Genomic DNA, 22,075 nt, shown 5'->3' on the forward strand with positions numbered 1-22,075 from the left:
TGCGGTTGGTCTTTGACTCTTTCCCCGGGAGGTTATCTTGTTTCTCGCACAAGAAATTATTCGTAAAAAACGTGATGGTCATGCGCTGAGTGATGAAGAAATTCGCTTCTTCATCAACGGCATCCGCGACAACACCGTCTCAGAAGGGCAGATCGCCGCGCTGGCGATGACCATTTTTTTCCACGATATGTCTATGCCGGAACGCGTTTCGCTGACCATGGCGATGCGGGATTCAGGAACCGTTCTGGACTGGAAGCATCTTAACCTTAATGGCCCAATCGTTGATAAACACTCCACCGGCGGCGTGGGCGATGTGACTTCGCTGATGCTGGGGCCAATGGTCGCGGCCTGCGGCGGCTATGTGCCGATGATCTCCGGGCGCGGCCTCGGGCACACCGGCGGTACGCTCGATAAGCTGGAGGCGATTCCAGGGTTCGATATCTTCCCGGACGATAGCCGCTTCCGGGAAATCATTAAAGATGTCGGCGTCGCGATTATCGGGCAGACCAGCTCTCTGGCGCCGGCGGACAAACGTTTTTACGCGACGCGCGATATCACCGCGACGGTGGACTCTATCCCGCTGATTACCGCCTCGATTCTGGCCAAGAAGCTGGCGGAAGGACTGGACGCGCTGGTGATGGATGTCAAAGTCGGCAGCGGCGCCTTTATGCCTACTTATGAGCTTTCCGCCGCGCTGGCTGAAGCGATCGTCGGGGTATCCAACGGCGCCGGCGTGCGAACGACCGCGCTGTTAACCGATATGAATCAGGTGCTGGCTTCCAGCGCCGGGAATGCGGTGGAAGTGCGTGAAGCCGTGCAGTTCCTCACCGGCGAGTACCGCAATCCGCGGCTGCTTGAGGTGACGATGGCGCTATGCGTCGAGATGCTGATTTCCGGCAAACTGGCGGAGAACGAGGCCGACGCGCGGGCGAAGCTACAGGCGGTGCTGGATAACGGTAAAGCCGCCGACGTCTTCGGCCGGATGGTGGCGGCGCAAAAAGGGCCGAACGACTTCGTGGAAAACTACGATAAATATCTGCCGGCCGCGATGCTGAGCAAAGCGGTCTACGCCGAAGGCGAAGGGTTTGTCGCAGAAATGGACACCCGTGCGTTGGGCATGGCGGTGGTGTCGATGGGCGGCGGTCGCCGTCAGGCCTCGGATCTGATTGATTACAGCGTCGGTTTCACCGATATGGTTCGCCTCGGCGCGCGCGTAGACGCGCAGCAGCCGCTGGCGGTTATCCATGCAAAAGATGAAAACAGCTGGCAGGAAGCGGCCAGGGCCGTTAAAGCCGCCATAAAACTTGGCGCTAAAGCGCCTGAAATGACGCCGACGGTCTATCGTCGTATCACCGAATAGTTATATACTGATCTGATCGCTTTTTTACAGCGCAAAAGGTACGGAGAATAATATGAAACGTGCATTTATTATGGTGCTGGACTCATTCGGCATCGGTGCGACTGAAGACGCCGATCGCTTTGGCGACGTCGGCTCGGACACCATGGGCCATATTGCAGAAGCCTGCGCCAAGGGCGAGGCTGACAACGGCCGCAAAGGCCCGCTGAATTTGCCTAATCTGACCCGTCTGGGGCTGGTTAAAGCCCATGAGGGTTCTACCGGTAAAGTTGCCGCCGGTATGGACGGCAGCGCGGAAGTTATCGGCGCTTACGCATGGGCGCATGAACTCTCTTCCGGTAAAGACACCCCGTCAGGCCACTGGGAAATCGCCGGCGTGCCGGTTCTCTTTGACTGGGGCTACTTCCCCGAGCATGAAAACAGCTTCCCGCAGGAGCTTCTGGATAAGCTGGTTAAGCGCGCCAACCTGCCGGGCTACCTCGGCAACTGCCACTCTTCCGGTACCGTTATCCTCGACCAGCTGGGCGAAGAGCATATGAAAACCGGCAAGCCGATTTTCTATACCTCCGCTGACTCGGTATTCCAGATTGCCTGCCATGAAGAGACCTATGGTCTCGATAAGCTGTACGAGCTGTGTGAAATCGCGCGTGAAGAGCTGACCGAAGGCGGCTACAACATTGGTCGCGTCATCGCGCGTCCGTTTATCGGCGATAAAGCCGGCAACTTCCAGCGCACCGGTAACCGCCACGATCTGGCCGTTGAGCCGCCGGCGCCGACGGTACTGCAGAAGCTGGTCGACGAGAAAAAGGGCCAGGTCGTATCGGTGGGTAAAATCGCCGATATCTACGCCAACTGCGGTATCACTAAAAAAGTGAAAGCGACCGGCCTGGATGCGCTGTTTGACGCCACCGTCAAAGAGATGAAAGAAGCGGGGGACGAGACCATCGTCTTCACCAACTTCGTAGACTTCGACTCTTCCTGGGGCCACCGCCGCGACGTTGCAGGCTATGCCGCAGGGCTGGAGCTGTTCGATCGCCGTCTGCCGGAGCTGATGGAACTGGTCGGGGAAGATGACATTCTGATCCTGACCGCCGATCACGGCTGCGACCCGACCTGGACCGGTACCGACCATACTCGTGAACACATTCCGGTACTGATTTATGGCCCGAAAGTGAAGCCGGGCTCGCTGGGTCACCGTGAAACCTTCGCGGATATTGGCCAGACCCTGGCGACGTACTTCGGTACCTCTGCGATGGACTACGGCAAAAACATGCTGTGATTATTTGCCCGGCGAGCTTCGTTCGCCGGGCCTTTTTTGTCGGCCTGATAAGGCGCTGCCGCCATCAGGCAACAACATTCAGAAGGATTTAACGATGGCTACTCCACACATTAACGCAGAAATGGGCGATTTCGCTGACGTTGTGCTGATGCCGGGCGACCCGCTGCGCGCGAAGCACATTGCAGAAACGTTCCTTGAAGACGTCCGCGAAGTGAACAACGTGCGCGGTATGCTGGGCTTCACCGGCACCTACAAAGGCCGCAAAATTTCCGTTATGGGCCACGGTATGGGGATCCCGTCCTGCTCCATTTACGCAAAAGAGCTGATCACCGACTTCGGCGTCAAAAAAATCATTCGCGTAGGCTCCTGCGGCGCGGTGCGTATGGACGTTAAGCTGCGCGACGTGGTTATCGGCATGGGTGCCTGCACCGACTCTAAAGTTAACCGTATGCGTTTTAAAGACCACGACTTTGCGGCGATTGCCGACTTTGGCATGGTGCGTAACGCGGTTGACGCGGCAAAAGCGCTGGGCGTTGACGCTCGCGTGGGCAACATTTTCTCCGCCGACCTGTTCTATGCGCCGGATGGCGGCGAGATGTTCGACGTGATGGAAAAATACGGTATCCTGGGCGTGGAAATGGAAGCGGCCGGTATCTACGGCGTCGCGGCGGAGTTTGGCGCTAAAGCGCTGACCATCTGCACGGTCTCCGACCATATCCGTACCCACGAGCAGACCAGTTCCGCTGAACGTCAGACGACCTTCAACGACATGATTAAAATCGCGCTGGAATCCGTTCTGCTGGGCGATAAAGAGTAATCATCTCTTCCTCCCTCTCCCTATGGGAGAGGGCCGGGATGAGGGCACCAGGCCGTAGCTAGCGTACGGCCTGTGCAATCCACGCTGACAACTCCCGCAGCTCATTTTCCTGCTCCGGGAAATCCCCAATCAACGCGTCACACTCCTGCTGCAGCATATCCGCGCGGTACAGGCAACCCTGCAATCTGGCGGCCAGCGCCTCCAGCGGCGCCGGGTTAAGGCTGTCGGTAAAGACCTGCGTGCGCGTGATATGGCCTTTCTCGACGTCGCAATGGAGCTCTACGCCGCCCCAGGTAAAACGCTCATCCAGCAGATGGCTGAAGGCGGGCGCCTGGCCAAAGTTCCACTCCCAGCTGCTCTGGCGCGCAAAGGTCGCGGCAAAATTCGGCAGGTCCGGCATGTTCTCCGGCGAGATCACTTCAGCTGCGACGCGTTCGCCGTAATGGGCGAAGAATGCCTCCTGAATCGCCTCGCAGACCTGCTGATGGGTAATCTCCGGCAGCAGCTCGACCAGATTGGCTACCCGTCCGCGTACGGAGGTAATGCCTTTGGCCTGCAGCTTCTTCTTATCAGGATTGAGGTAGTTGGCCAGACGGCTTAAATCGGCGTTCAGCAGCAGCGTACCGTGATGAAAGCCGCGATCCATCGTTTCGCGATAGGCGGAGCCGGAGACCTTGCGGTCGCCCTCAGTGGTTTTCACCACCAGATCGTTGCGGCCCGAGGCTTCCGCCTCGACGCCCAGCGCATTCAGCGCTGACAGGACGATATTCGTGGAAACGGTTTTATCGTACTCCGGTTTGCCGGCCATAAAGGTAAAGCAGGTATTGCCCAGATCGTGGAATACCGCACCGCCGCCGCTGCTGCGACGCGCGAGGCGCACGTTATCTTCTTCCATGCGTCGGGTATTACACTCTTTCCACGGGTTTTGCGCCCGGCCAATGACCACCGTATCGGCATTGCGCCACAGAAACAGTACCCGCTGGGTGGCGGGCATCTGGCGAAAAATAGACTCCTCAACCGCCAGGTTGAACCAGGGGTCGTAAGAGTCGGAGAGCAGCAGGCGCAACGTGGACATAGCGATTTCCTTATTCTGATTCATCTTTATCTTCATCCTGCACCGGCTTATTGGCGGTGAGCAGGAAAGGCGATTGCTGCCAGCGGGTACGTTTTCCCTGCAGCAGGGTGCGCGTCAGGACGACGCCGATGGCCAACGATAGCAGCAGCATCAGGCGCAGGATATTGGTGGTATTATCGACCTGCTGCGCTTCGGTGGCTAAGGTATGGGTATCCAGCGTCAGGCGCAGGTAGCCGAGCGGGCCGTTTTTTCCCTGAATAGGCTCGACAATTTGCTGGTTGAAGTAACCGCCCGCTTTTTTACCGTCCAGCGCCAGCCGATCGCGTACCTCGACGCTTTCGCCTGAACGCGCCACCAGGTCGCCCTGCTCGTCATAAACGCCGGCGTCGAGGATGCGACTTTTGTGGGTAAGCTGTTCCAGCAGCTGGCTAATCCGCTTTTCATCGGGCGTTTCGCTACGCAACAGCGGCGCCAGGTTGAGCGTGACCTGCTGGGCGAGCGTGCGTGCCAGTTCTTCCAGCTGCGGATTGCGCTGCTTCTGACTGTTCTGGCTGAACCAGGAGGCCCCCTGCATCAGGGCGACGAGGAGTGCGAGACAGATCAGAACAATTACCGCGCGATGCAGTCGGAATTTAAGTTTTGCGCGTACCATATTCCACCTTTGAAAATTTGCAGCTTAATGTTGCCAGAAGCGCTGGTTACAAGGTAGCCTCATGCGTTATTTTCCTCGCCTGAATGAAGTTATGTGGAGCCGTGATGCCAAACAGTTTGACCTGGTGCGACCTGCCTGAAGATGTTTCCCTGTGGCCTGGATTGCCGCTTTCCCTGAGCGGTGATGAGGTCATGCCGTTGGATTATCATGCCGGACGCAGCGGTTGGCTGCTGTATGGTCGCGGTCTTAACAAGCATCGTCTGACCGAGTGGCAGCGCGAGCTGGGCGCGGCGCTGGTTATCGTCGCCTCCTGGGCGGTTGACGACTATCAGGTGATGCGGCTGGCGGGCTCCCTTACGCTTCGTGCCACCCGTCTGGCCCATGAAGCCGGGTTTGACGTGGCGCCGCTGGGTAAAATCCCGCATTTACGTACGCCGGGCTTACTGGTCATGGATATGGACTCGACGGCGATTCAGATTGAGTGCATCGATGAAATCGCCAAACTGGCCGGGACCGGCGAGCTGGTGTCGGAAGTGACCGAGCGCGCGATGCGCGGCGAACTTGATTTCACCGCCAGCCTGCGCCAGCGCGTGGCGACCCTGAAAGATGCCGATGCCAGCATTCTGCTGCAGGTGCGCGAATCGCTGCCGCTGATGCCGGGCCTGACCCAGTTGGTGCTGAAGCTGGAGACGCTTGGCTGGAAGGTGGCGATCGCCTCCGGCGGCTTCACCTTCTTTGCCGAGTATCTGCGCGACAAGCTGCATCTCGACGCGGTGTTCGCCAACGAACTGGAGATCAGGGACGGTAAGCTGACCGGCAACGTCATCGGCGATATCGTCGATGCGAAATATAAAGCCAATACGCTGCGTAAACTGGCGGAAAAGTATGAGATCCCGCCGGCGCAAACCGTCGCCATTGGCGATGGCGCAAACGATCTGCCGATGATTAAAGCGGCAGGGCTCGGCATTGCCTATCATGCAAAGCCAAAAGTTAATGAACTGGCGGAGGTGACAATCCGCCACGCTGACCTGATGGGGGTATTCTGTATTCTCTCCGGCAGCATGAATCAAAAGTAAGAGGTTAACGTGGCGAAAGCTCCAAAACGCGCATTTGTCTGTAATGAATGCGGTGCGGATTATCCGCGCTGGCAGGGGCAGTGCAGCGCCTGTCATGCCTGGAATACCATAACCGAGATGCGCATTGCCGCTTCGCCGCAGGTGGCAAGAAACGAACGCCTGTCAGGGTATGCCGGTAATGCCGGCGTGTCGAAAGTGCAGAAGCTCTCCGATATCAGCCTCGAAGCGCTGCCGCGTTTTTCGACCGGATTTAAAGAGTTTGACCGCGTGCTCGGCGGCGGCGTGGTGCCGGGAAGCGCGATTTTGATTGGCGGCAACCCCGGCGCGGGTAAGTCGACGCTGCTGCTGCAAACCCTGTGTAAGCTCTCCGAAGGCATGAAAACGCTCTACGTCACCGGGGAAGAGTCGCTTCAGCAGGTGGCGATGCGCGCTCACCGTTTAGGCCTGCCGACGGCCAACCTCAATATGCTGTCAGAAACCAGCATTGAGCAGATTTGCCAGATAGCCGACGAAGAAAAGCCGCAGCTGATGGTTATCGACTCCATCCAGGTCATGCATATGGCCGACGTGCAGTCGTCGCCGGGCAGCGTGGCCCAGGTGCGCGAAACGGCGGCCTATTTAACGCGCTTTGCCAAGACGCGCGGCGTGGCTATCGTCATGGTCGGTCACGTCACCAAAGACGGCTCGCTGGCCGGGCCGAAAGTGCTGGAGCACTGTATCGACTGCTCCGTGCTGCTCGACGGCGACGCCGATTCTCGTTTCCGCACCCTGCGCAGCCATAAAAACCGCTTCGGCGCGGTCAACGAACTGGGCGTATTCGCCATGACCGAGCAGGGGCTGCGTGAGATAAGCAACCCATCGGCCATCTTTCTGAGCCGCGGGGACGAAGTGACCTCCGGCAGTTCGGTGATGGTGGTCTGGGAAGGCACGCGACCGCTGCTGGTGGAGATCCAGGCGCTGGTCGATCACTCGATGATGTCCAACCCGCGCCGCGTGGCGGTGGGGCTGGAGCAAAACCGCCTGGCGATCCTGCTGGCGGTCCTGCATCGTCACGGCGGTCTGCAGATGGCCGACCAGGACGTCTTCGTCAACGTGGTTGGCGGGGTGAAGGTCACCGAAACCAGCGCCGACCTGGCGCTGCTGCTGGCGATGGTATCCAGCCTGCGCGACCGTCCGCTGCCGCAGGATCTGGTCGTCTTCGGCGAAGTGGGGCTGGCAGGCGAAATTCGCCCGGTGCCGAGCGGGCAGGAGCGTATCTCCGAAGCGGCTAAGCATGGTTTTCGTCGGGCGATTGTTCCGGCAGCGAATGTGCCGAAAAAAGCGCCGGAAGGGATGCAAATCTTTGGCGTGAAAAAGCTTGCGGACGCGCTAAGCGTCTTTGACGACTTATAATAAGTGAAAAGGAGACTCGCTATGTCGTCATTTGACTATTTAAAAAGCGCCATTAAGCAGAAGGGCTGTACGCTACAGCAGGTAGCGGACGCCAGCGGGATGACAAAAGGCTATCTGAGCCAGTTGCTGAACGCGAAAATTAAAAGCCCCAGCGCGCAGAAGCTGGAAGCGCTGCACCGGTTTCTCGGGCTGGAGTTTCCGCGTCGGCAAAAAAGCGTTGGCGTGGTATTTGGTAAGTTTTACCCGCTGCATACCGGCCATATCTACTTGATTCAGCGCGCCTGTAGCCAGGTCGATGAGCTGCACATCATTATGGGCTACGACGATCCCCGTGACCGTGAGCTGTTTGAAAAGAGCGCGATGTCGCAGCAGCCGACCGTACCTGACCGCCTGCGCTGGCTGCTGCAAACCTTTAAGTATCAGAAGAATATCCGCATCCACGCCTTCAATGAAGAGGGAATGGAGCCTTATCCGCACGGCTGGGACGTCTGGAGCCGCGGGATCCGCGCCTTTATGAGCGAGAAGGGCATCGAACCTAACTGGATCTACACCTCGGAAGAGGGCGACGCGCCGCAGTATCTGGATCATCTGGGAATTGAAACCGTACTCATCGATCCTAAACGCACCTTTATGAACATCAGCGGCGGGCAGATCCGTGAAAATCCGTTCCGCTACTGGGAATATATTCCTACCGAAGTGAAGCCGTTTTTTGTGCGCACGGTGGCGATCCTCGGCGGTGAGTCGAGCGGTAAATCGACGCTGGTGAATAAGCTATCCAATATCTTTAATACCACCAGCGCCTGGGAATATGGCCGCGACTATGTCTTTTCGCACCTCGGCGGCGATGAGATGGCGCTGCAATACTCCGACTATGACAAGATTGCCCTTGGGCACGCGCAATATATTGATTTCGCGGTGAAGTATGCCAACAAGGTGGCGTTCATCGACACGGATTTTGTCAGCACCCAGGCGTTCTGTCTCAAGTACGAAGGGCGGGAACACCCCTTTGTTCAAGCGCTGATCGACGAGTATCGTTTTGACCTGGTCATCCTGCTGGAAAACAACACGCCGTGGGTAGCCGACGGTTTACGTAGCCTTGGCAGCTCGGTAGACCGCAAGGAGTTTCAGACGATGCTGGTGTCGTTGCTCAAAGAAAACGAGATAGATTTTGTGCATGTGAAAGAGGCCGATTACGATGCCCGCTTCCTGCGCTGCGTTGAGCTGGTAAAAGAGATGATGGGCGAGCAGGGATAGGCCTTCTGCGGCCTGAATGCCTGAGCCGGGCTACAACACTCTCCCGGCGGGAGAGAGGGCAAACACCAAAAAGGGCAACCTGCGTTGCCCTTTTGCTTTTATTTCGCGATACGTTTGTACTTGATACGCTTCGGCTCCAGCGCATCGGCGCCGAGGGTGCGTTTCTTGTACTCTTCGTATTCGGTAAAGTTACCTTCGAAGAACTCCACCTTACCTTCATCCTGGTAGTCCAGAATATGGGTCGCGATGCGGTCGAGGAACCAACGGTCGTGCGAGATAACCATCGCGCAGCCCGGGAACTCCAGCAGGGCGTTTTCCAGCGCGCGCAGGGTTTCGATATCCAGGTCGTTGGTTGGTTCATCAAGCAGCAGGACGTTACCGCCCACCTGCAGCAGCTTCGCCAGATGCAGACGTCCGCGCTCACCGCCGGACAGCTCGCCGACGCGCTTGCCCTGGTCAACCCCTTTGAAGTTAAAGCGGCCCACGTAGGCGCGGCTCGGCATCTCGGTGTTGCCGATCTTCATGATATCCAGCCCGCCGGAAACTTCTTCCCACACGGTTTTGCTGTTGTCCATGGCATCGCGGAACTGATCGACGGAAGCCAGCTTGACGGTTTCACCGAGGGTGATAGAACCGGCGTCAGGCTGTTCCTGACCGGACATCATGCGGAACAGCGTCGATTTACCCGCGCCGTTAGGACCGATGATGCCGACGATAGCGCCTTTCGGTACCGAGAAGCTCAGATCGTCAATCAGCAGACGGTCGCCGTAGGATTTACGCAGGTTGCTGACTTCCACCACTTTATCCCCCAGACGTGCGCCTGGCGGAATAAACAGTTCGTTGGTCTCGTTACGCTTCTGGTACTCAACGTTGTTAAGCTCTTCAAAGCGCGCCAGACGGGCTTTGCCCTTAGACTGACGGCCTTTCGCGCCCTGACGGACCCACTCCAGCTCTTTCTCGATTGACTTACGACGCGCCGCTTCCTGAGACGCTTCCTGCGCCAGACGCTGATCTTTCTGCTCCAGCCAGGAGGAGTAGTTGCCTTCCCACGGAATACCTTCGCCGCGGTCAAGCTCAAGGATCCAGCCGGCGACGTTATCGAGGAAGTAACGGTCGTGGGTGATCGCCACCACGGTGCCTTCGAAGTCGTGCAGGAACCGTTCCAGCCAGGCCACGGATTCCGCATCCAGGTGGTTGGTCGGTTCGTCGAGCAGCAGCATGTCTGGTTTTTCCAGCAGCAGGCGGCACAGCGCGACGCGGCGGCGTTCACCACCGGAGAGATTGGCGATTTTCGCATCCCAGTCCGGCAGGCGCAGAGCATCGGCGGCGCGTTCCAGCTGCACGTTCAGGTTATGCCCGTCGTGCGCCTGGATAATTTCTTCGAACTTGCCCTGCTGGGCGGCGAGTTTGTCGAAGTCGGCATCCGGCTCCGCGTATTTGGCGTACACCTCGTCCAGGCCTTTCAGCGCATTGACCACTTCGGCCACCGCTTCTTCAACCGACTCACGTACGGTCTGCTCCGGATTGAGCTGCGGCTCCTGCGGCAGATAGCCGATTTTCAGGCCCGGCTGCGGACGCGCTTCGCCTTCGATATCGGTATCGATGCCGGCCATAATACGCAGCAGGGTCGACTTACCGGCGCCGTTCAGACCGAGAACGCCGATTTTTGCGCCAGGGAAAAAGCTCAGGGAGATATTTTTCAGAATATGACGTTTCGGCGGAACCACTTTGCCGACACGATGCATGGTATAAACGAATTGAGCCACGTTGGACTTCGCCTCTTTTATATACTCTTCATCCCTCAGGCTAGCTTGATGCAGCCAGAATGATATTGAGTAGGGTAGTGAATAGTTTTCAAAGGCGAAGTGTAGCCTTTTTCGCGCTTTAATCCCAGCGAGGCGATGGGATTCACAAAAGAGTAAAAAAATGTCCGGGACGTGGCGCGATTCGCGTTGTCTGATTAGCATATCTACGTAATACCTGAAATTTTTGCCCGCGGCATGATGCTGCTGTGGTGTACCTGAATAGAGGAAGAGCTTGTGGAAAAAGCCAAAACTGTGACGTGGCGTCTTCTGGCCGCCGGCGTAAGTCTGCTGACGTTAAGCCAACTGGCGCATGCGGATTCACTGGATGAACAGCGCAGCCGCTATGCTCAAATTAAACAGGCGTGGGACGGTCGACAGATGGATGTCGTTAATCAGCTGATGCCCACGCTAACGACCTATCCGCTCTATCCTTATCTCCAGTACCGGCAGATTACCGACGATCTGATGAACCAGCCGGCGCTGGTGGTGACCAATTTTATTGCCGCCAATCCTACGCTGCCTCCCGCACGATCGCTGAAATCACGGTTCGTCAACGAACTGGCGCGCCGCAGCGACTGGCGCGGCCTGCTGGCCTTCAGCCCGGATAAGCCGACCGGCACCGAGGCGCAGTGCAATTACTACTATGCGAAATGGAACGTCGGCCAGGCTCAGGAAGCCTGGGATGGGGCGAAAGCGCTGTGGCTGAGCGGCAAAAGCCAGCCAAACGCCTGTGACCAGCTGTTTGGCGCCTGGCGCGCCTCCGGTCAGCAGGATCCGCTGGCCTACCTTGAACGCATTCGCCTGGCGATGAAAGCCGGCAATACCAGCCTGGTACGGGTTCTGGCCCAGCAGATGCCGGCCGACTATCAAACCATTGCCACGGCGGTCATCGCGCTGGCTGACGATCCCAATAGCGTGATGACCTTCGCCCGCACAACCGGCGCGACGGATTTCACCCGCCAGATGGCGGCGGTCGCGTTTGCCAGCGTTGCCCGGCAGGATGTGGAAAACGCGCGCCTGATGATCCCCTCACTAGCGCAGGCGCAGCAGCTCAATGAAGATCAGATTCAGGAGCTGCGGGATATCGTCGCCTGGCGCCTGATGGGCAGCGATGTGACCGAAGAGCAGGCCATCTGGCGCGACGACGCCATTATGCGTTCGCAATCTACCTCGCTGGTGGAGCGCCGGGTACGTATGGCGCTGGGGCTTGGGGATCGCCGTGGCCTGAACACCTGGCTGGCGCGTTTACCGATGGAGGCGAAAGAGAAGGACGAATGGCGCTATTGGCAGGCCGATCTGCTGCTGGAACGCGGACGTGATGACGAAGCGAAAGATATTCTGCGCTCGCTGATGCAGCAGCGCGGCTTTTATCCCATGGTCGCCGCCCAGCGCGTTGGCGAGGAGTACACCTTCCGCGTCGACAAAGCGCCGGCGAATCTCGACCCGGCGCTGACCTCGGGGCCGGAAATGGCGCGGGTCCGCGAGCTGATGTACTGGAATATGGATAATACCGCCCGCAGCGAGTGGGCAAACCTGGTGACCAGCAAAACCAAAGATCAGCAGGCGCAGCTGGCTCGTTACGCGTTTAATCAGGACTGGTGGGATCTGAGCGTCCAGGCCACCATCGCCGGAAAACTGTGGGATCAGCTGGAAGAGCGTTTCCCGCTGGCCTATAACGACCTCTTTACCCGCTACATCAGCGGTAAAGATATTCCGCAAAGCTACGCGATGGCCATCGCGCGCCAGGAGAGCGCCTGGAACCCGAAAGCCGGTTCACCGGTTGGCGCCCGCGGTCTGATGCAGATTATGCCGGGTACGGCAACGCATACGGTGAGCATGTTCAGTATTCCCGGCTATAGCGGTCCGTCGCAGTTGCTGGATCCGGAAATGAACATCAACATTGGTACCAGCTATCTGCAATATGTTTACCAGCAGTTTGGCAATAACCGAATCTTCGCCTCTGCGGCCTATAACGCCGGTCCTGGGCGAGTGCGCACCTGGCGGGGCAACAGCGGCGGACGCATTGACGCGGTGGCGTTCATCGAGAGCATTCCGTTCTCTGAAACGCGCGGCTATGTGAAAAACGTTCTGTCCTATGATGCCTACTATCGCTATTTTATGGGTCAGAAAGACACGCTGCTGAGCGATGCGGAGTGGAAGCTGCGCTATTAATACAGCCTCCTTCGGGCAACATCGGATTTCGCGATGTTGCCCGAAATCCGTAGAGTCCGGACAGAAGTATGTTATGCTTTGTACTCGTTAGTGAGTACATTCGACAGGTGGCGTAACATGACCCAACAATCCCCCTATTCAGCGGCGGTGGCCGAACAGCGTCATCAGGAGTGGCTGCGTTTTGTCGCCCTCCTGCAGCAGGCGTACGCCGACGATCTCCATCTGCCGCTTTTACAGCTCATGCTGACGCCCGACGAGCGCGAGGCGCTCGGCACGCGGGTGCGCATCATTGAAGAACTACTGCGCGGCGAGATGAGCCAGCGCGAGCTGAAAAACGAACTCGGCGCCGGGATCGCCACCATTACCCGCGGTTCGAACAGCCTCAAATCGGCACCGGCGGAGCTACGTCTGTGGCTGGAGCAGGCGTTGATTAAAGCTGACGATAAATAGCGTTATGGAACGGGCTTAGCGCCAGCACGACGGCCTGATGATAAACGCTACTGCGGGTGAGCTTGCCGGCCGTGAATACGCCGATAGCGCCCTCTTTGCGGCCAATTTCATCGATGCCGGTATGCTGAGACATCACCGGCCCCAGGGCTTCTCCTGCCTGGACTTTTTCAAGAATAACCTGCGGTAGCGGCAGGGTCGCCGAGCGCGCTTCGCCGCGCAGGCTGCCGTCGTCGATCGTCACCCAGCTAAAGGTGCTGCCTTCGTCGATGCCGGCTTCAATGGCGACCCAGAAGTCCGCGTTTGGCCGCGCACGACGCGCGTTAGCCACGCGATTTCGTGCGCCAGCGCGCGTTTCGTCGCTGCCAAAAGGCTGTTCCGGCACGCCGCTCTCGACGGAGACGGACTCAATGTGGCAGGATCCTTCGCCGAAGATCTCGTTAAAAGCCTGCAGAATTGCCTGAATTTTGGCGGGATTAGTGGTAGCTGAGACAACATGGTGCATAATCAAAACAACTCAGAATTACTAAACATCATCGCAGTATACTCCAAATCATTCTTGCTGCAGGCGGCTATGCTTGTAGCTCGAGGGTTAAGAGCTCAGAACGGATAATAAAGCATGTTACAGGTATACCTTGTTCGCCACGGTGAAACGCAGTGGAACGCCGAGCGACGTATTCAGGGCCAGTCCGACAGCCCGCTTACCGCCCACGGTGAGCGTCAGGCCTGGCAGGTGGGCGAGCGCGCCAGAACGTTGGGAATTACGCATATTATCGCCAGCGATTTAGGCCGCACGCGCCGTACCGCAGAAATCATCGCTGAAGCCTGCGGATGCAGCGTCGTGACCGATTCACGCTTGCGTGAGCTGGATATGGGCGTGCTTGAAAAGCGCCATATCGACTCGCTGAGCGAAGAAGAGGAGGGCTGGCGTCGACAGCTGGTTAACGGCACGCCCGACGGGCGTATCCCGCAGGGGGAGTCAATGCAGGAGCTGAGCGAGCGTATGCACGCGGCGCTGACGTCTTGTCTGGAACTGCCTGCGGGTAGCCGACCGCTGCTGGTGAGCCACGGGATGGCGCTGGGATGTCTGGTGAGTACGATTCTTGGTCTGCCCGCTTACGCGGAGCGTCGCCTGCGTCTACGCAACTGCTCTATTTCCCGCGTTGACTATCAGCAAAGCCCCTGGCTGGCGTCGGGATGGGTGGTGGAAACCGCGGGGGATGTGTCGCATCTTGATGCCCCCGCGATGGATGAGCTCCAGCGTTAACGACGAATCGGGATCAGGTATTCGCAGCGCAGCTGAATAGGCGGTTCCTGATTCCGGCTTTCATCTTCCGGGAAGAAACGTTCAATATCCAGGCCCTTACGACGGGTGAGGTTAAGCATCGGCATGCAGGTGCCGTAAACCGTCAGAATAAACTCCTGCAGCCCGGTGCCCAAACCTTCGTAGGTAAACATCACGTATTCGCCGCCTTCCAGCGTTACCGGATGGGCGTTATGCAGGTGGCCGTTTGCCAGCTCCGGCGTCAGCGCGGTGGTATAAAACACCTCTTGCTCATCGTCTTTATCGAGGCTAGGACGCGGCTCATGCAGGCCGTACAGCGTCGGAGGAATCGATGGCGTATTGGCGAGGAATTCCCGCCAGAACTGGACGCGCATCTGATTACGGAAATCGGAGATCTCCTCCAGCTTACAGGTATAGCTCTGGGTGACGCCGACCAGCTGAGTGGTGTTCAGCGTGACGAATTCATAGTGCGGCATGGTGAACTCGCCCAGACGCAGCGGAGGGCGCATACCGTAGGAACTCCAGTCGGGAGAGCGTCGGTAGAGGGCTGGCGTCAACGAAAACTGCTTTTTAAAGGCGCGAGTAAAAGTCTGCTGCGAGTCAAAGCGATACTGCAGCGCAATATCAAGAATCGGACGCGCGGTCAGGCGTAGGGCAACCGCCGACTTAGATAAGCGACGGGCGCGAATATAGGCACCGATAGCATGGCCGGTCACGTCCTTGAACATTCTTTGCAGATGCCACTTGGAATAGCCCGCCTTCGCTGCCACATTGTCCAGTGAGAGAGGCTGATCCAGGTGACCTTCCAGCCAGCTAAGGAGATCGCGAATAATCCCTGCTTGATCCATAAAATATCCCCATCCTTAAACTCAGGTGCCTGATACTAAAGGTAGCGGATAATAGCATTTTTTGATGTTTTAGCATTCAGTGTTTTTTTTGCTTTTAAATGCGATTCTTCCAGAAGTTTCGGTGGTAATTTTGTAAAGCTGTGATCTATAAAACTTTTCTTCTTAATGTGTGATAATCACTCAGCTAAATTTTTAAGAATGGTAACAATATGAAATACAAGAAGTTAGTGGCGGGAATGCTTTTGCTGGCGGGCTGCCAGATGGCGCAGGCGGAACAAATCGGCTCTGTGGATACCGTATTTAAGTTCCTTGGACCGGATCATAAAATCGTCGTCGAGGCCTTTGACGACCCGGACGTTCAGAACGTCACCTGCTACATCAGCCGGGCGAAAACCGGAGGAATTAAAGGCGGGTTAGGGCTGGCGGAAGACACCTCTGATGCCGCTATTTCCTGTCAGCAGGTGGGGCCGATTGAGCTGGCGGATAAAATCAAAAACGGTAAAACGCAGGGCGATGTGGTGTTCCAGAAACGGACCTCGCTGGTATTTAAAAAACTGCAGGTCGTGCGTTTTTACGATGCCAAACGCAATGCGCTGATCTATTTGACCTATTCGGATAAAATCGTCGATGGCTCGCCGAAAAATGCGCTTAGCGCCGTGCCGATTATGCCATGGAATAAATAACAGGGAACGCCGATGCAACAACCGCGGATCTGGTTGGTGGAAGATGAGATGAGTATCGCCGATACGCTCGTCTACATGCTGCAACAGGAAGGATTTATCGTTACGGCGTTCGAGCGCGGGCTCCCTGCGCTGGACGCGGCGCATCATCACCAACCCGACCTCGCGATTCTGGACGTCGGCCTGCCTGATATCAGCGGGTTTGAGCTATGTCGGCGACTGCTGGCCCGCTATCCGGCGCTGCCGGTGCTGTTCCTGACGGCCCGCAGCGAAGAGGTGGATAAGCTGCTCGGTCTGGAAATCGGCGCTGATGATTATATCGCCAAGCCATTTTCCCCCCGTGAAGTTTGCGCCAGGGTTCGCACCGTCCTGCGGCGGCTGCAGAAATTCGCCGCCCCTTCACCGCTTTTGCGCGTGGGGGAATTCACATTGAATGACGCCGCGGCTCAGGTTACGTGGTGCGGCCAGGGTCTGAATCTGACCCGCTATGAGTTTTTATTATTAAAAACGCTACTTCATTCTCCTGGGCGCATTTTTTCCCGCCAGCTGCTGCTGGAGAAAGTATGGGGCGACGCGAACGAGAGCTTCGATCGTACCGTTGATACCCATATCAAAACGCTGCGCGCTAAGCTGCGAGAAGTGAATCCCGATCTCTCCCCGATCAACACGCACCGCGGTATGGGATACAGCCTTGGAGGCTTCTGATGCGCATCGGTATGCGGCTGCTGATGGGCTACTTTTTGATAGTGGCGATCGCTGCCTGGTTTGTGCTTTCTATCTTCGTTCAGGAGATTAAACCCGGGGTTCGGCGCGCAACGGAAGGGACGCTGATTGATACGGCGACCCTGCTTGCCGAGCTGGCCCGTGAGGATTTACTCTCCGCCGATCCCCAGCACGGGCGCCTGGCCCAGGCTTTTCAAACGCTGCATCGCCAGCCGATCAACGCCAATATTGCCGGCATTAAGAAAGTTCGCAACGAATATCACGTCTATATGACCGATGCGCAGGGCAAGGTGGTGTTTGATTCCGCGGGCAACGCGCAGGGGCAAGACTATTCGCGCTGGAACGATGTCTGGCTCACTTTACGCGGGCAATACGGGGCGCGCAGCACGCGAAGCGATCCGAACGATGATAATAGCTCGGTGATGTATATTGCCGCGCCGGTGACGGATAACGGTCGAATCATTGGCGTGCTCAGCGTCGGAAAACCTAATCTGGCCATGGCGCCGGTCATCAAACGCAGCGAGCGGCGTATTCTGTGGGCCGGAGGGGCGCTGCTGGGGATCGCGCTACTGATCGGCGTTGCGATGGTATGGTGGATTAACTTTTCCATCGGCAAGCTGGTTCGCTACGCCGACTCCGTGACCGCCGACCGTCCGCTTCCGTTGCCGGACGCGGGCAGCAGCGAACTGCGCAAGCTGGCGCAGGCGCTGGAAAGTATGCGTCTTAAGCTTGAAGGTAAAAACGCGATTGAAAACTACGTTTATGCGCTGACCCATGAACTGAAGAGCCCGCTGGCGGCGATTCGCGGCGCGGCAGAAATTCTTCGGGAGGCGCCTCCGCCTGAGGTCGCCGCGCGTTTTACTCGCAATATCCTGGCGCAGAATGCGCGCATGCAGGCGCTGGTGGAAAATTTACTTCAGCAGGCCCGGCTGGAGAATCGGCTGGAGATCGCCCAACGTCCCGTCTCCGTCGCTGCGCTTTTTCGTCGTCTGGCCGAGGAGCGCGACATCGCGCTGGCAGCGAAAAACCTCACGCTGCGTTGGCAGGAAACGTCTCTGACGGTAGAGGGCGATGGTGAGCTCCTGGCGCAAGCATTGGGTAATCTGCTTGATAATGCTATCGATTTCACTCCTGCCGAAGGGGAGATTGTTCTTGGCGCGGAAGAAGGTGATGGCGGCGTGCGATTAACCGTATGCGATACGGGAAGCGGCATTCCCGACTACGCGCTAGGGCGTATTTTTGAGCGTTTCTATTCTCTTCCCCGTGACAATGGCCAAAAAAGCAGCGGCCTGGGGCTGGCGTTTGTTCGTGAAGTTGCGCGCCTGCATCAGGGCGATATCGAGCTGGTTAACCGCCCGGAAGGCGGCGTGTGCGCTTTGCTGAGACTTCACGCTCACTTCACATAGCTTCAAATTCTCCACACATAGCCCCTTTAAGGTAAGCGCATTACTAAGGAGAGGGCTATGTTGAAATCACCACTATTCTGGAAAATGAGCACCCTGCTGGGGTGTATTTTACTGTTATCGATCCCGCTGATGATCGTCCGGCAGCTGATCGTTGAACGCGCGGATTATCGCAGCGAAGTCATCGAAGCTCTGGAGAGCAGTACCAGCGGATCGCAGAAACTGGTCGGGCCGCTGATCGCCATTCCCGTGACCGAGGTATTGACCCGCATTGAGGATAAAAAAGAGGTCACATATCAACGTCACTGGCTGCATTACTGGTTACCTGAGTCGCTGGCGATAGCCGGAAAACAGAACGTTGAATCCAGAAAAATAGGGATTTATGAAGGCCAAATCTGGCACAACGATCTGGGGATTAAGGCGCAATTTGATGTTTCCCGTCTGGCTGAACTCAGAAAAGATAATATTACGTTAGGTAAACCGGTTATGGTGGTCGGCGTTAGCGATGCACGCGGGATTGGCACCATTATTGCTCCGAAAATTAATGGAGAGGCACTGCCGGTGGAGCCCGGAATCGGTATCAGCGGCAGCGGAGAGGGAATTCATATGCCAATGCCGCTGTTAACTCCTCAACAAAAAACGCTGGATGTTGAATTCACACTCAACCTGAACGGAACCGGAAGCTTCTCAGTCGCGCCGCTCGGACGCAATAGCCAATTACAGCTGACCAGTAACTGGGCGCATCCTGGTTTCCTGGGCGATTTTCTCCCGGTTAGTCGTGAGGTTTCCCCATCAGGTTATAGCGCCCGCTGGCAGAGTAGCTGGTTTGCGAACAATATGGCCCGGTTTTTTATGGACGATCGCGAGATTGAGTGGCGTCAACTGCCTGCTTTCAACGTTAACGTTACGACGCCGGCCGATCGGTACCAGCTGACCGATAGGGCGACAAAGTATGCCATTCTATTAATCTCCCTTACGTTTATGGCGTTTTTCGTTTTCGAGAGCCTGACTCAGTGCCGTTTACACCCGATGCAGTATCTGCTGGTTGGTTTGTCGCTAGTGATGTTCTATCTGATATTACTGGCCCTGTCCGAGCATATTGGCTTTACGCCGTCATGGATTGTTGCCAGCCTGATAGGGGCGCTGATCAATGGGGTTTATCTGAATGCGGTGCTGAAGGGATGGCTTAACAGCTTTCTTTTTGTCTGCGCATTGCTGCTGCTGGATGGCGTTATGTGGATGCTATTGCGTTCGGAAGATAGCGCGCTGCTATTGGGAACGGGAGTGCTACTGCTGGCGCTCAGCGCGCTGATGTTCCTGACGCGTCGCGTTGACTGGTACACGCTATCTCTCCCGAAGCCAAAAGAGAGGCAGCCCGAGGGCGGTGATGATGACGATAAGTTGAGGATCTGGAAATAAAAAAACGGCGCGAATTGCGCCGTTTTTACGTTATGACAGCAAGAAAAATGATGTTATTCCTGCAGATCTCCACAGAAGCGGTACCCCTCGCCATGGATGGTGGCGATAATTTCCGGGGTGTCCGGAGTGGATTCAAAATGCTTACGAATGCGACGGATGGTCACGTCCACGGTGCGGTCGTGCGGCTTCAGCTCACGGCCGGTCATTTTTTTCAGCAGTTCCGCGCGCGACTGGATTTTGCCCGGATTTTCGCAGAAGTGCAGCATGGCGCGGAATTCACTGCGCGGCAGCTTGTACTGCTCACCATTAGGGCTAACCAGCGAACGGCTATTGATATCCAGCTCCCAGCCGTTGAACTTATAGCTTTCTACGCTGCGGCGTTCTTCACTCGGGGTACCCAAATTCATGGTACGGGAGAGCAGGTTGCGCGCGCGAATCGTCAGTTCACGTGGGTTGAACGGTTTAGTGATATAGTCATCGGCGCCAATTTCGAGGCCGAGGATCTTATCCACTTCGTTATCGCGGCCGGTAAGGAACATCAGCGCGACGTCCGCCTGCTCACGCAGCTCGCGTGCTAACAGGAGACCATTTTTGCCTGGCAGGTTGATATCCATGATCACCAGGTTGATATCATTTTCAGACAGGATCTGATGCATTTCCGCGCCATCGGTCGCTTCGAATACATCATAACCTTCTGCTTCGAAAATACTTTTTAACGTGTTGCGTGTTACCAACTCGTCTTCAACGATAAGAATGTGCGGGGTCTGCATGTTTGCTACCTAAATTGCCAACTAAATCGAAACAGGAAGTACCAAAGTCCCTGACCTGCCTGGTGCATGTCGCAAATTAACATGCCCGGCGTAACATGACTAAAGTACGTAATTGCGTTCTTGATGCACTTTCCATCAACGTCAACAACATCATTAGCTTGGTCGTGGGTACTTTCCCTCTGGACCCGACGGTGTCAAAAACGGCTGTCATCCTAACCATTTTAACAGCAACATAACAGGCTAAGTGAGGCATGACACCCAATAAAACTACGCTTCGTTGACATATATCAAGTTCAATTGTAGCACGTTAACAGTCTTGTGAAATCATTGCATCTAAACGGGATTCATCGTCACAATTCATATCCCGCACAATTAGTTGCGCTAAGAAAATAATAAACGTGATGAATCCAAAGCCTCAAAACGTATTCGGACATAAATTTCATTGCCAAACATACGGATAAAGCCGTTCTGTTAACATACTCTGTGACATGGTGCCTTGGGAATAGTTTAGTTTTTTTTATGGGTGATAAAGCTCAAATTTAGTGATTTTTGTTGCAAATTTGTAAATTCACGGCGCGTAATATGAAGGGAAAAATCGTCATTCCCGCCGCCTAAAAAGTAAAAGAGAAACCAAATGCGTTTATCAATTGTATTAGTCTCCCCGGCTCGGGCAGAAAACGTGGGCGCGGCAGCCAGAGCGATGAAAACCATGGGGTTTAGCGATATGCGTATCGTCGATAGCGATGCTCATTTGCAGCCTGCGGCGCGCTGGGTCGCGCACGGTTCTGGCGAGATCCTCGATAATGTTAAAACTTATGCCACGTTAGAGCAGGCGCTGCACGATGTCGATTTTACCGTCGCTACGACCGCCCGTAGCCGGGCGCGTTTTCACTACTACGCGACGCCGCAACAGCTCTTGCCGCTGCTGGAAGAAAAAGCGCAGTGGATGCATCATGCCGCGCTGGTGTTTGGCCGGGAAGATTCCGGATTAACCAATGAAGAGCTGGCCCTTGCCGATGTGCTGAGCGGCGTGCAGATGGTGGCTGACTATCCCTCGCTCAATCTGGGGCAGTCGGTGATGGTCTATTGCTATCAGCTGACTTCGTTGCTGCAGAATACCCCGTCAACATCCGCCAGCGTGGATGACAATCAGCTGCAGGCGCTACGCCTTCGCACTCGCGATCTGCTCGAGCGCCTCGGCGTGGAGGACGATATAAAACTGACCGACTGGCTCCAGCAGCGAATGGGTCTTTTGCAGCAGCGGGACACCGCCATGCTGCATCGTTTACTGCACGATATTGAAAAAAACCTTCCAGATTAAAGTTCTGTCATATTATTTTCATATGGCCTTATGTGCTAATTATTGGCCTCCTGATGCGCAAATTCGGATGAATTATCAGGGGACCATGGCGTATTGGCCAGGTGTGAAAAAATGGGCCAAAAGTAGAAATTCGTTGACTTAAGTCGACAGATACTTTAACCAATATAGGCACAGGACACAGACAGATAAAAATTACAGAGTACACAACATCCATGAATCGCATCGGCATGATCACCACGATTATCACCACCACTATTACCACAGGTAACGGTGCGGGCTGACGCGTACAGGAAACACAGA

Annotated in this window: 22 protein-coding genes and 1 other annotated feature (1 of these 23 only partly in view); of the genes, 16 read left to right on the plus strand and 6 right to left on the minus strand. The window is 56.2% G+C overall.

Annotated features, from left to right (window positions below; genetic code table 11):
* Positions 1–37: 37 nt before the first annotated feature.
* The 3 genes from deoA to deoD all read left to right on the plus strand — a co-directional run bounded on the left by deoA (position 38) and on the right by deoD (position 3,453).
* Positions 38–1,360, plus strand: coding sequence for a thymidine phosphorylase (gene deoA, locus BWI76_RS04135; RefSeq protein WP_004132291.1), 1,323 nt, complete (start codon positions 38–40; stop codon positions 1,358–1,360).
* A gap of 52 nt (positions 1,361–1,412) precedes the next feature.
* Positions 1,413–2,636 carry a phosphopentomutase gene (gene deoB / locus BWI76_RS04140; protein ID WP_064371493.1) on the plus strand — a complete coding sequence of 408 codons (1,224 nt, stop codon included), beginning with the start codon at positions 1,413–1,415 and terminating at the stop codon, positions 2,634–2,636.
* A 94-nt stretch (positions 2,637–2,730) separates the two neighbouring features.
* Positions 2,731–3,453 carry a purine-nucleoside phosphorylase gene (deoD, locus tag BWI76_RS04145; RefSeq protein ID WP_004098401.1) on the plus strand — a complete coding sequence of 241 codons (723 nt, stop codon included), beginning with the start codon at positions 2,731–2,733 and terminating at the stop codon, positions 3,451–3,453.
* A 58-nt stretch (positions 3,454–3,511) separates the two neighbouring features.
* On the opposite strand, the gene lplA is transcribed toward deoD, so the two are convergent.
* A complete protein-coding gene (lplA, locus tag BWI76_RS04150) occupies positions 3,512–4,528 on the minus strand; it encodes a lipoate--protein ligase LplA (protein ID WP_004132289.1) in 1,017 nt (338 codons plus the stop codon).
* A gap of 10 nt (positions 4,529–4,538) precedes the next feature.
* Positions 4,539–5,180: a YtjB family periplasmic protein gene (locus tag BWI76_RS04155; protein WP_004128710.1), complete on the minus strand. Its 642-nt coding sequence runs from the start codon at positions 5,178–5,180 to the stop codon at positions 4,539–4,541.
* A 104-nt stretch (positions 5,181–5,284) separates the two neighbouring features.
* Between BWI76_RS04155 and serB the strand changes: the two genes are divergently transcribed.
* From serB to nadR, 3 genes are read left to right on the plus strand one after another with little or no spacing between them, the layout of a single operon-like run.
* Positions 5,285–6,256, plus strand: a complete 972-nt coding sequence (gene serB / locus BWI76_RS04160; RefSeq protein WP_049086195.1) for a phosphoserine phosphatase — start codon at positions 5,285–5,287, stop codon at positions 6,254–6,256.
* Between the two features lie 9 nt (positions 6,257–6,265).
* Positions 6,266–7,648: a DNA repair protein RadA gene (radA, locus tag BWI76_RS04165; protein WP_024360394.1), complete on the plus strand. Its 1,383-nt coding sequence runs from the start codon at positions 6,266–6,268 to the stop codon at positions 7,646–7,648.
* A gap of 21 nt (positions 7,649–7,669) precedes the next feature.
* Positions 7,670–8,902 carry a multifunctional transcriptional regulator/nicotinamide-nucleotide adenylyltransferase/ribosylnicotinamide kinase NadR gene (gene nadR / locus BWI76_RS04170; protein WP_004132285.1) on the plus strand — a complete coding sequence of 411 codons (1,233 nt, stop codon included), beginning with the start codon at positions 7,670–7,672 and terminating at the stop codon, positions 8,900–8,902.
* 98 nt (positions 8,903–9,000) lie between these two features.
* Here nadR and ettA read toward each other — a convergent pair whose 3' ends face one another.
* On the minus strand, positions 9,001–10,668 hold the full coding sequence (ettA, locus tag BWI76_RS04175) for an energy-dependent translational throttle protein EttA (protein WP_014227837.1): 1,668 nt from the start codon (positions 10,666–10,668) through the stop codon (positions 9,001–9,003).
* Positions 10,669–10,941: 273 nt separating this feature from the next.
* On the opposite strand from ettA, the gene sltY reads away from it, so the two are divergent.
* Positions 10,942–12,879 carry a murein transglycosylase gene (gene sltY / locus BWI76_RS04185; RefSeq protein ID WP_004132280.1) on the plus strand — a complete coding sequence of 646 codons (1,938 nt, stop codon included), beginning with the start codon at positions 10,942–10,944 and terminating at the stop codon, positions 12,877–12,879.
* Between the two features lie 117 nt (positions 12,880–12,996).
* Positions 12,997–13,329, plus strand: coding sequence for a trp operon repressor (trpR, locus tag BWI76_RS04190; RefSeq protein WP_004132278.1), 333 nt, complete (start codon positions 12,997–12,999; stop codon positions 13,327–13,329).
* Here trpR and yjjX read toward each other — a convergent pair.
* Positions 13,310–13,831: an inosine/xanthosine triphosphatase gene (gene yjjX, locus BWI76_RS04195; protein ID WP_004132276.1), complete on the minus strand. Its 522-nt coding sequence runs from the start codon at positions 13,829–13,831 to the stop codon at positions 13,310–13,312. The genes trpR and yjjX overlap by 20 nt on opposite strands.
* Positions 13,832–13,945: 114 nt before the next feature.
* Between yjjX and gpmB the strand changes: the two genes are divergently transcribed.
* Positions 13,946–14,593: a 2,3-diphosphoglycerate-dependent phosphoglycerate mutase GpmB gene (gpmB, locus tag BWI76_RS04200; protein ID WP_004128725.1), complete on the plus strand. Its 648-nt coding sequence runs from the start codon at positions 13,946–13,948 to the stop codon at positions 14,591–14,593.
* Here gpmB and robA read toward each other — a convergent pair.
* Positions 14,590–15,459 carry an MDR efflux pump AcrAB transcriptional activator RobA gene (robA, locus tag BWI76_RS04205; RefSeq protein ID WP_004132273.1) on the minus strand — a complete coding sequence of 290 codons (870 nt, stop codon included), beginning with the start codon at positions 15,457–15,459 and terminating at the stop codon, positions 14,590–14,592. The genes gpmB and robA overlap by 4 nt on opposite strands.
* Positions 15,460–15,668: 209 nt before the next feature.
* On the opposite strand from robA, the gene creA reads away from it, so the two are divergent.
* The 4 genes from creA to creD are packed head-to-tail and all read left to right on the plus strand — an operon-like array spanning position 15,669 to position 19,684.
* Positions 15,669–16,142 carry a protein CreA gene (gene creA / locus BWI76_RS04210; protein WP_024360392.1) on the plus strand — a complete coding sequence of 158 codons (474 nt, stop codon included), beginning with the start codon at positions 15,669–15,671 and terminating at the stop codon, positions 16,140–16,142.
* Between the two features lie 12 nt (positions 16,143–16,154).
* The gene (creB, locus tag BWI76_RS04215) at positions 16,155–16,844 is read left to right on the plus strand and encodes a two-component system response regulator CreB (RefSeq protein ID WP_004132269.1); all 690 of its coding nucleotides are present in this window, start codon (positions 16,155–16,157) and stop codon (positions 16,842–16,844) included.
* On the plus strand, positions 16,844–18,268 hold the full coding sequence (gene creC / locus BWI76_RS04220) for a two-component system sensor histidine kinase CreC (RefSeq protein ID WP_049086821.1): 1,425 nt from the start codon (positions 16,844–16,846) through the stop codon (positions 18,266–18,268). The genes creB and creC overlap by 1 nt, the downstream gene beginning before the upstream one ends.
* Positions 18,269–18,325: 57 nt before the next feature.
* On the plus strand, positions 18,326–19,684 hold the full coding sequence (creD, locus tag BWI76_RS04225) for a cell envelope integrity protein CreD (RefSeq protein WP_004132266.1): 1,359 nt from the start codon (positions 18,326–18,328) through the stop codon (positions 19,682–19,684).
* A gap of 53 nt (positions 19,685–19,737) precedes the next feature.
* Here the strand turns inward: creD and arcA are convergent, their stop codons facing one another.
* Positions 19,738–20,454 (minus strand): two-component system response regulator ArcA, encoded by a 717-nt coding sequence (arcA, locus tag BWI76_RS04230; RefSeq protein WP_004132265.1) that lies wholly within the window; start codon positions 20,452–20,454, stop codon positions 19,738–19,740.
* A 95-nt stretch (positions 20,455–20,549) separates the two neighbouring features.
* On the opposite strand from arcA, the gene yjjY reads away from it, so the two are divergent.
* The 3 genes from yjjY (at position 20,550) to thrL (ending at position 22,056) form a co-directional block, all read left to right on the plus strand.
* Complete coding sequence (gene yjjY / locus BWI76_RS28000) at positions 20,550–20,690, plus strand: protein YjjY (RefSeq protein WP_001541509.1); 141 nt, start codon at positions 20,550–20,552, stop codon at positions 20,688–20,690.
* A gap of 398 nt (positions 20,691–21,088) precedes the next feature.
* Positions 21,089–21,775 carry a tRNA/rRNA methyltransferase gene (locus BWI76_RS04235; RefSeq protein WP_049086823.1) on the plus strand — a complete coding sequence of 229 codons (687 nt, stop codon included), beginning with the start codon at positions 21,089–21,091 and terminating at the stop codon, positions 21,773–21,775.
* Positions 21,776–21,987: 212 nt separating this feature from the next.
* Positions 21,988–22,056, plus strand: coding sequence for a thr operon leader peptide (gene thrL, locus BWI76_RS04240; RefSeq protein WP_004222578.1), 69 nt, complete (start codon positions 21,988–21,990; stop codon positions 22,054–22,056).
* Positions 21,995–22,075 (plus strand) — a sequence feature (Thr leader region) (it continues 37 nt past the right edge of the window). It overlaps the preceding gene by 62 nt.

Origin of the sequence: Klebsiella sp. M5al (assembly GCF_002090195.1) — a bacterium.
In the GTDB taxonomy this organism is placed as follows: domain Bacteria; phylum Pseudomonadota; class Gammaproteobacteria; order Enterobacterales; family Enterobacteriaceae; genus Klebsiella; species Klebsiella grimontii.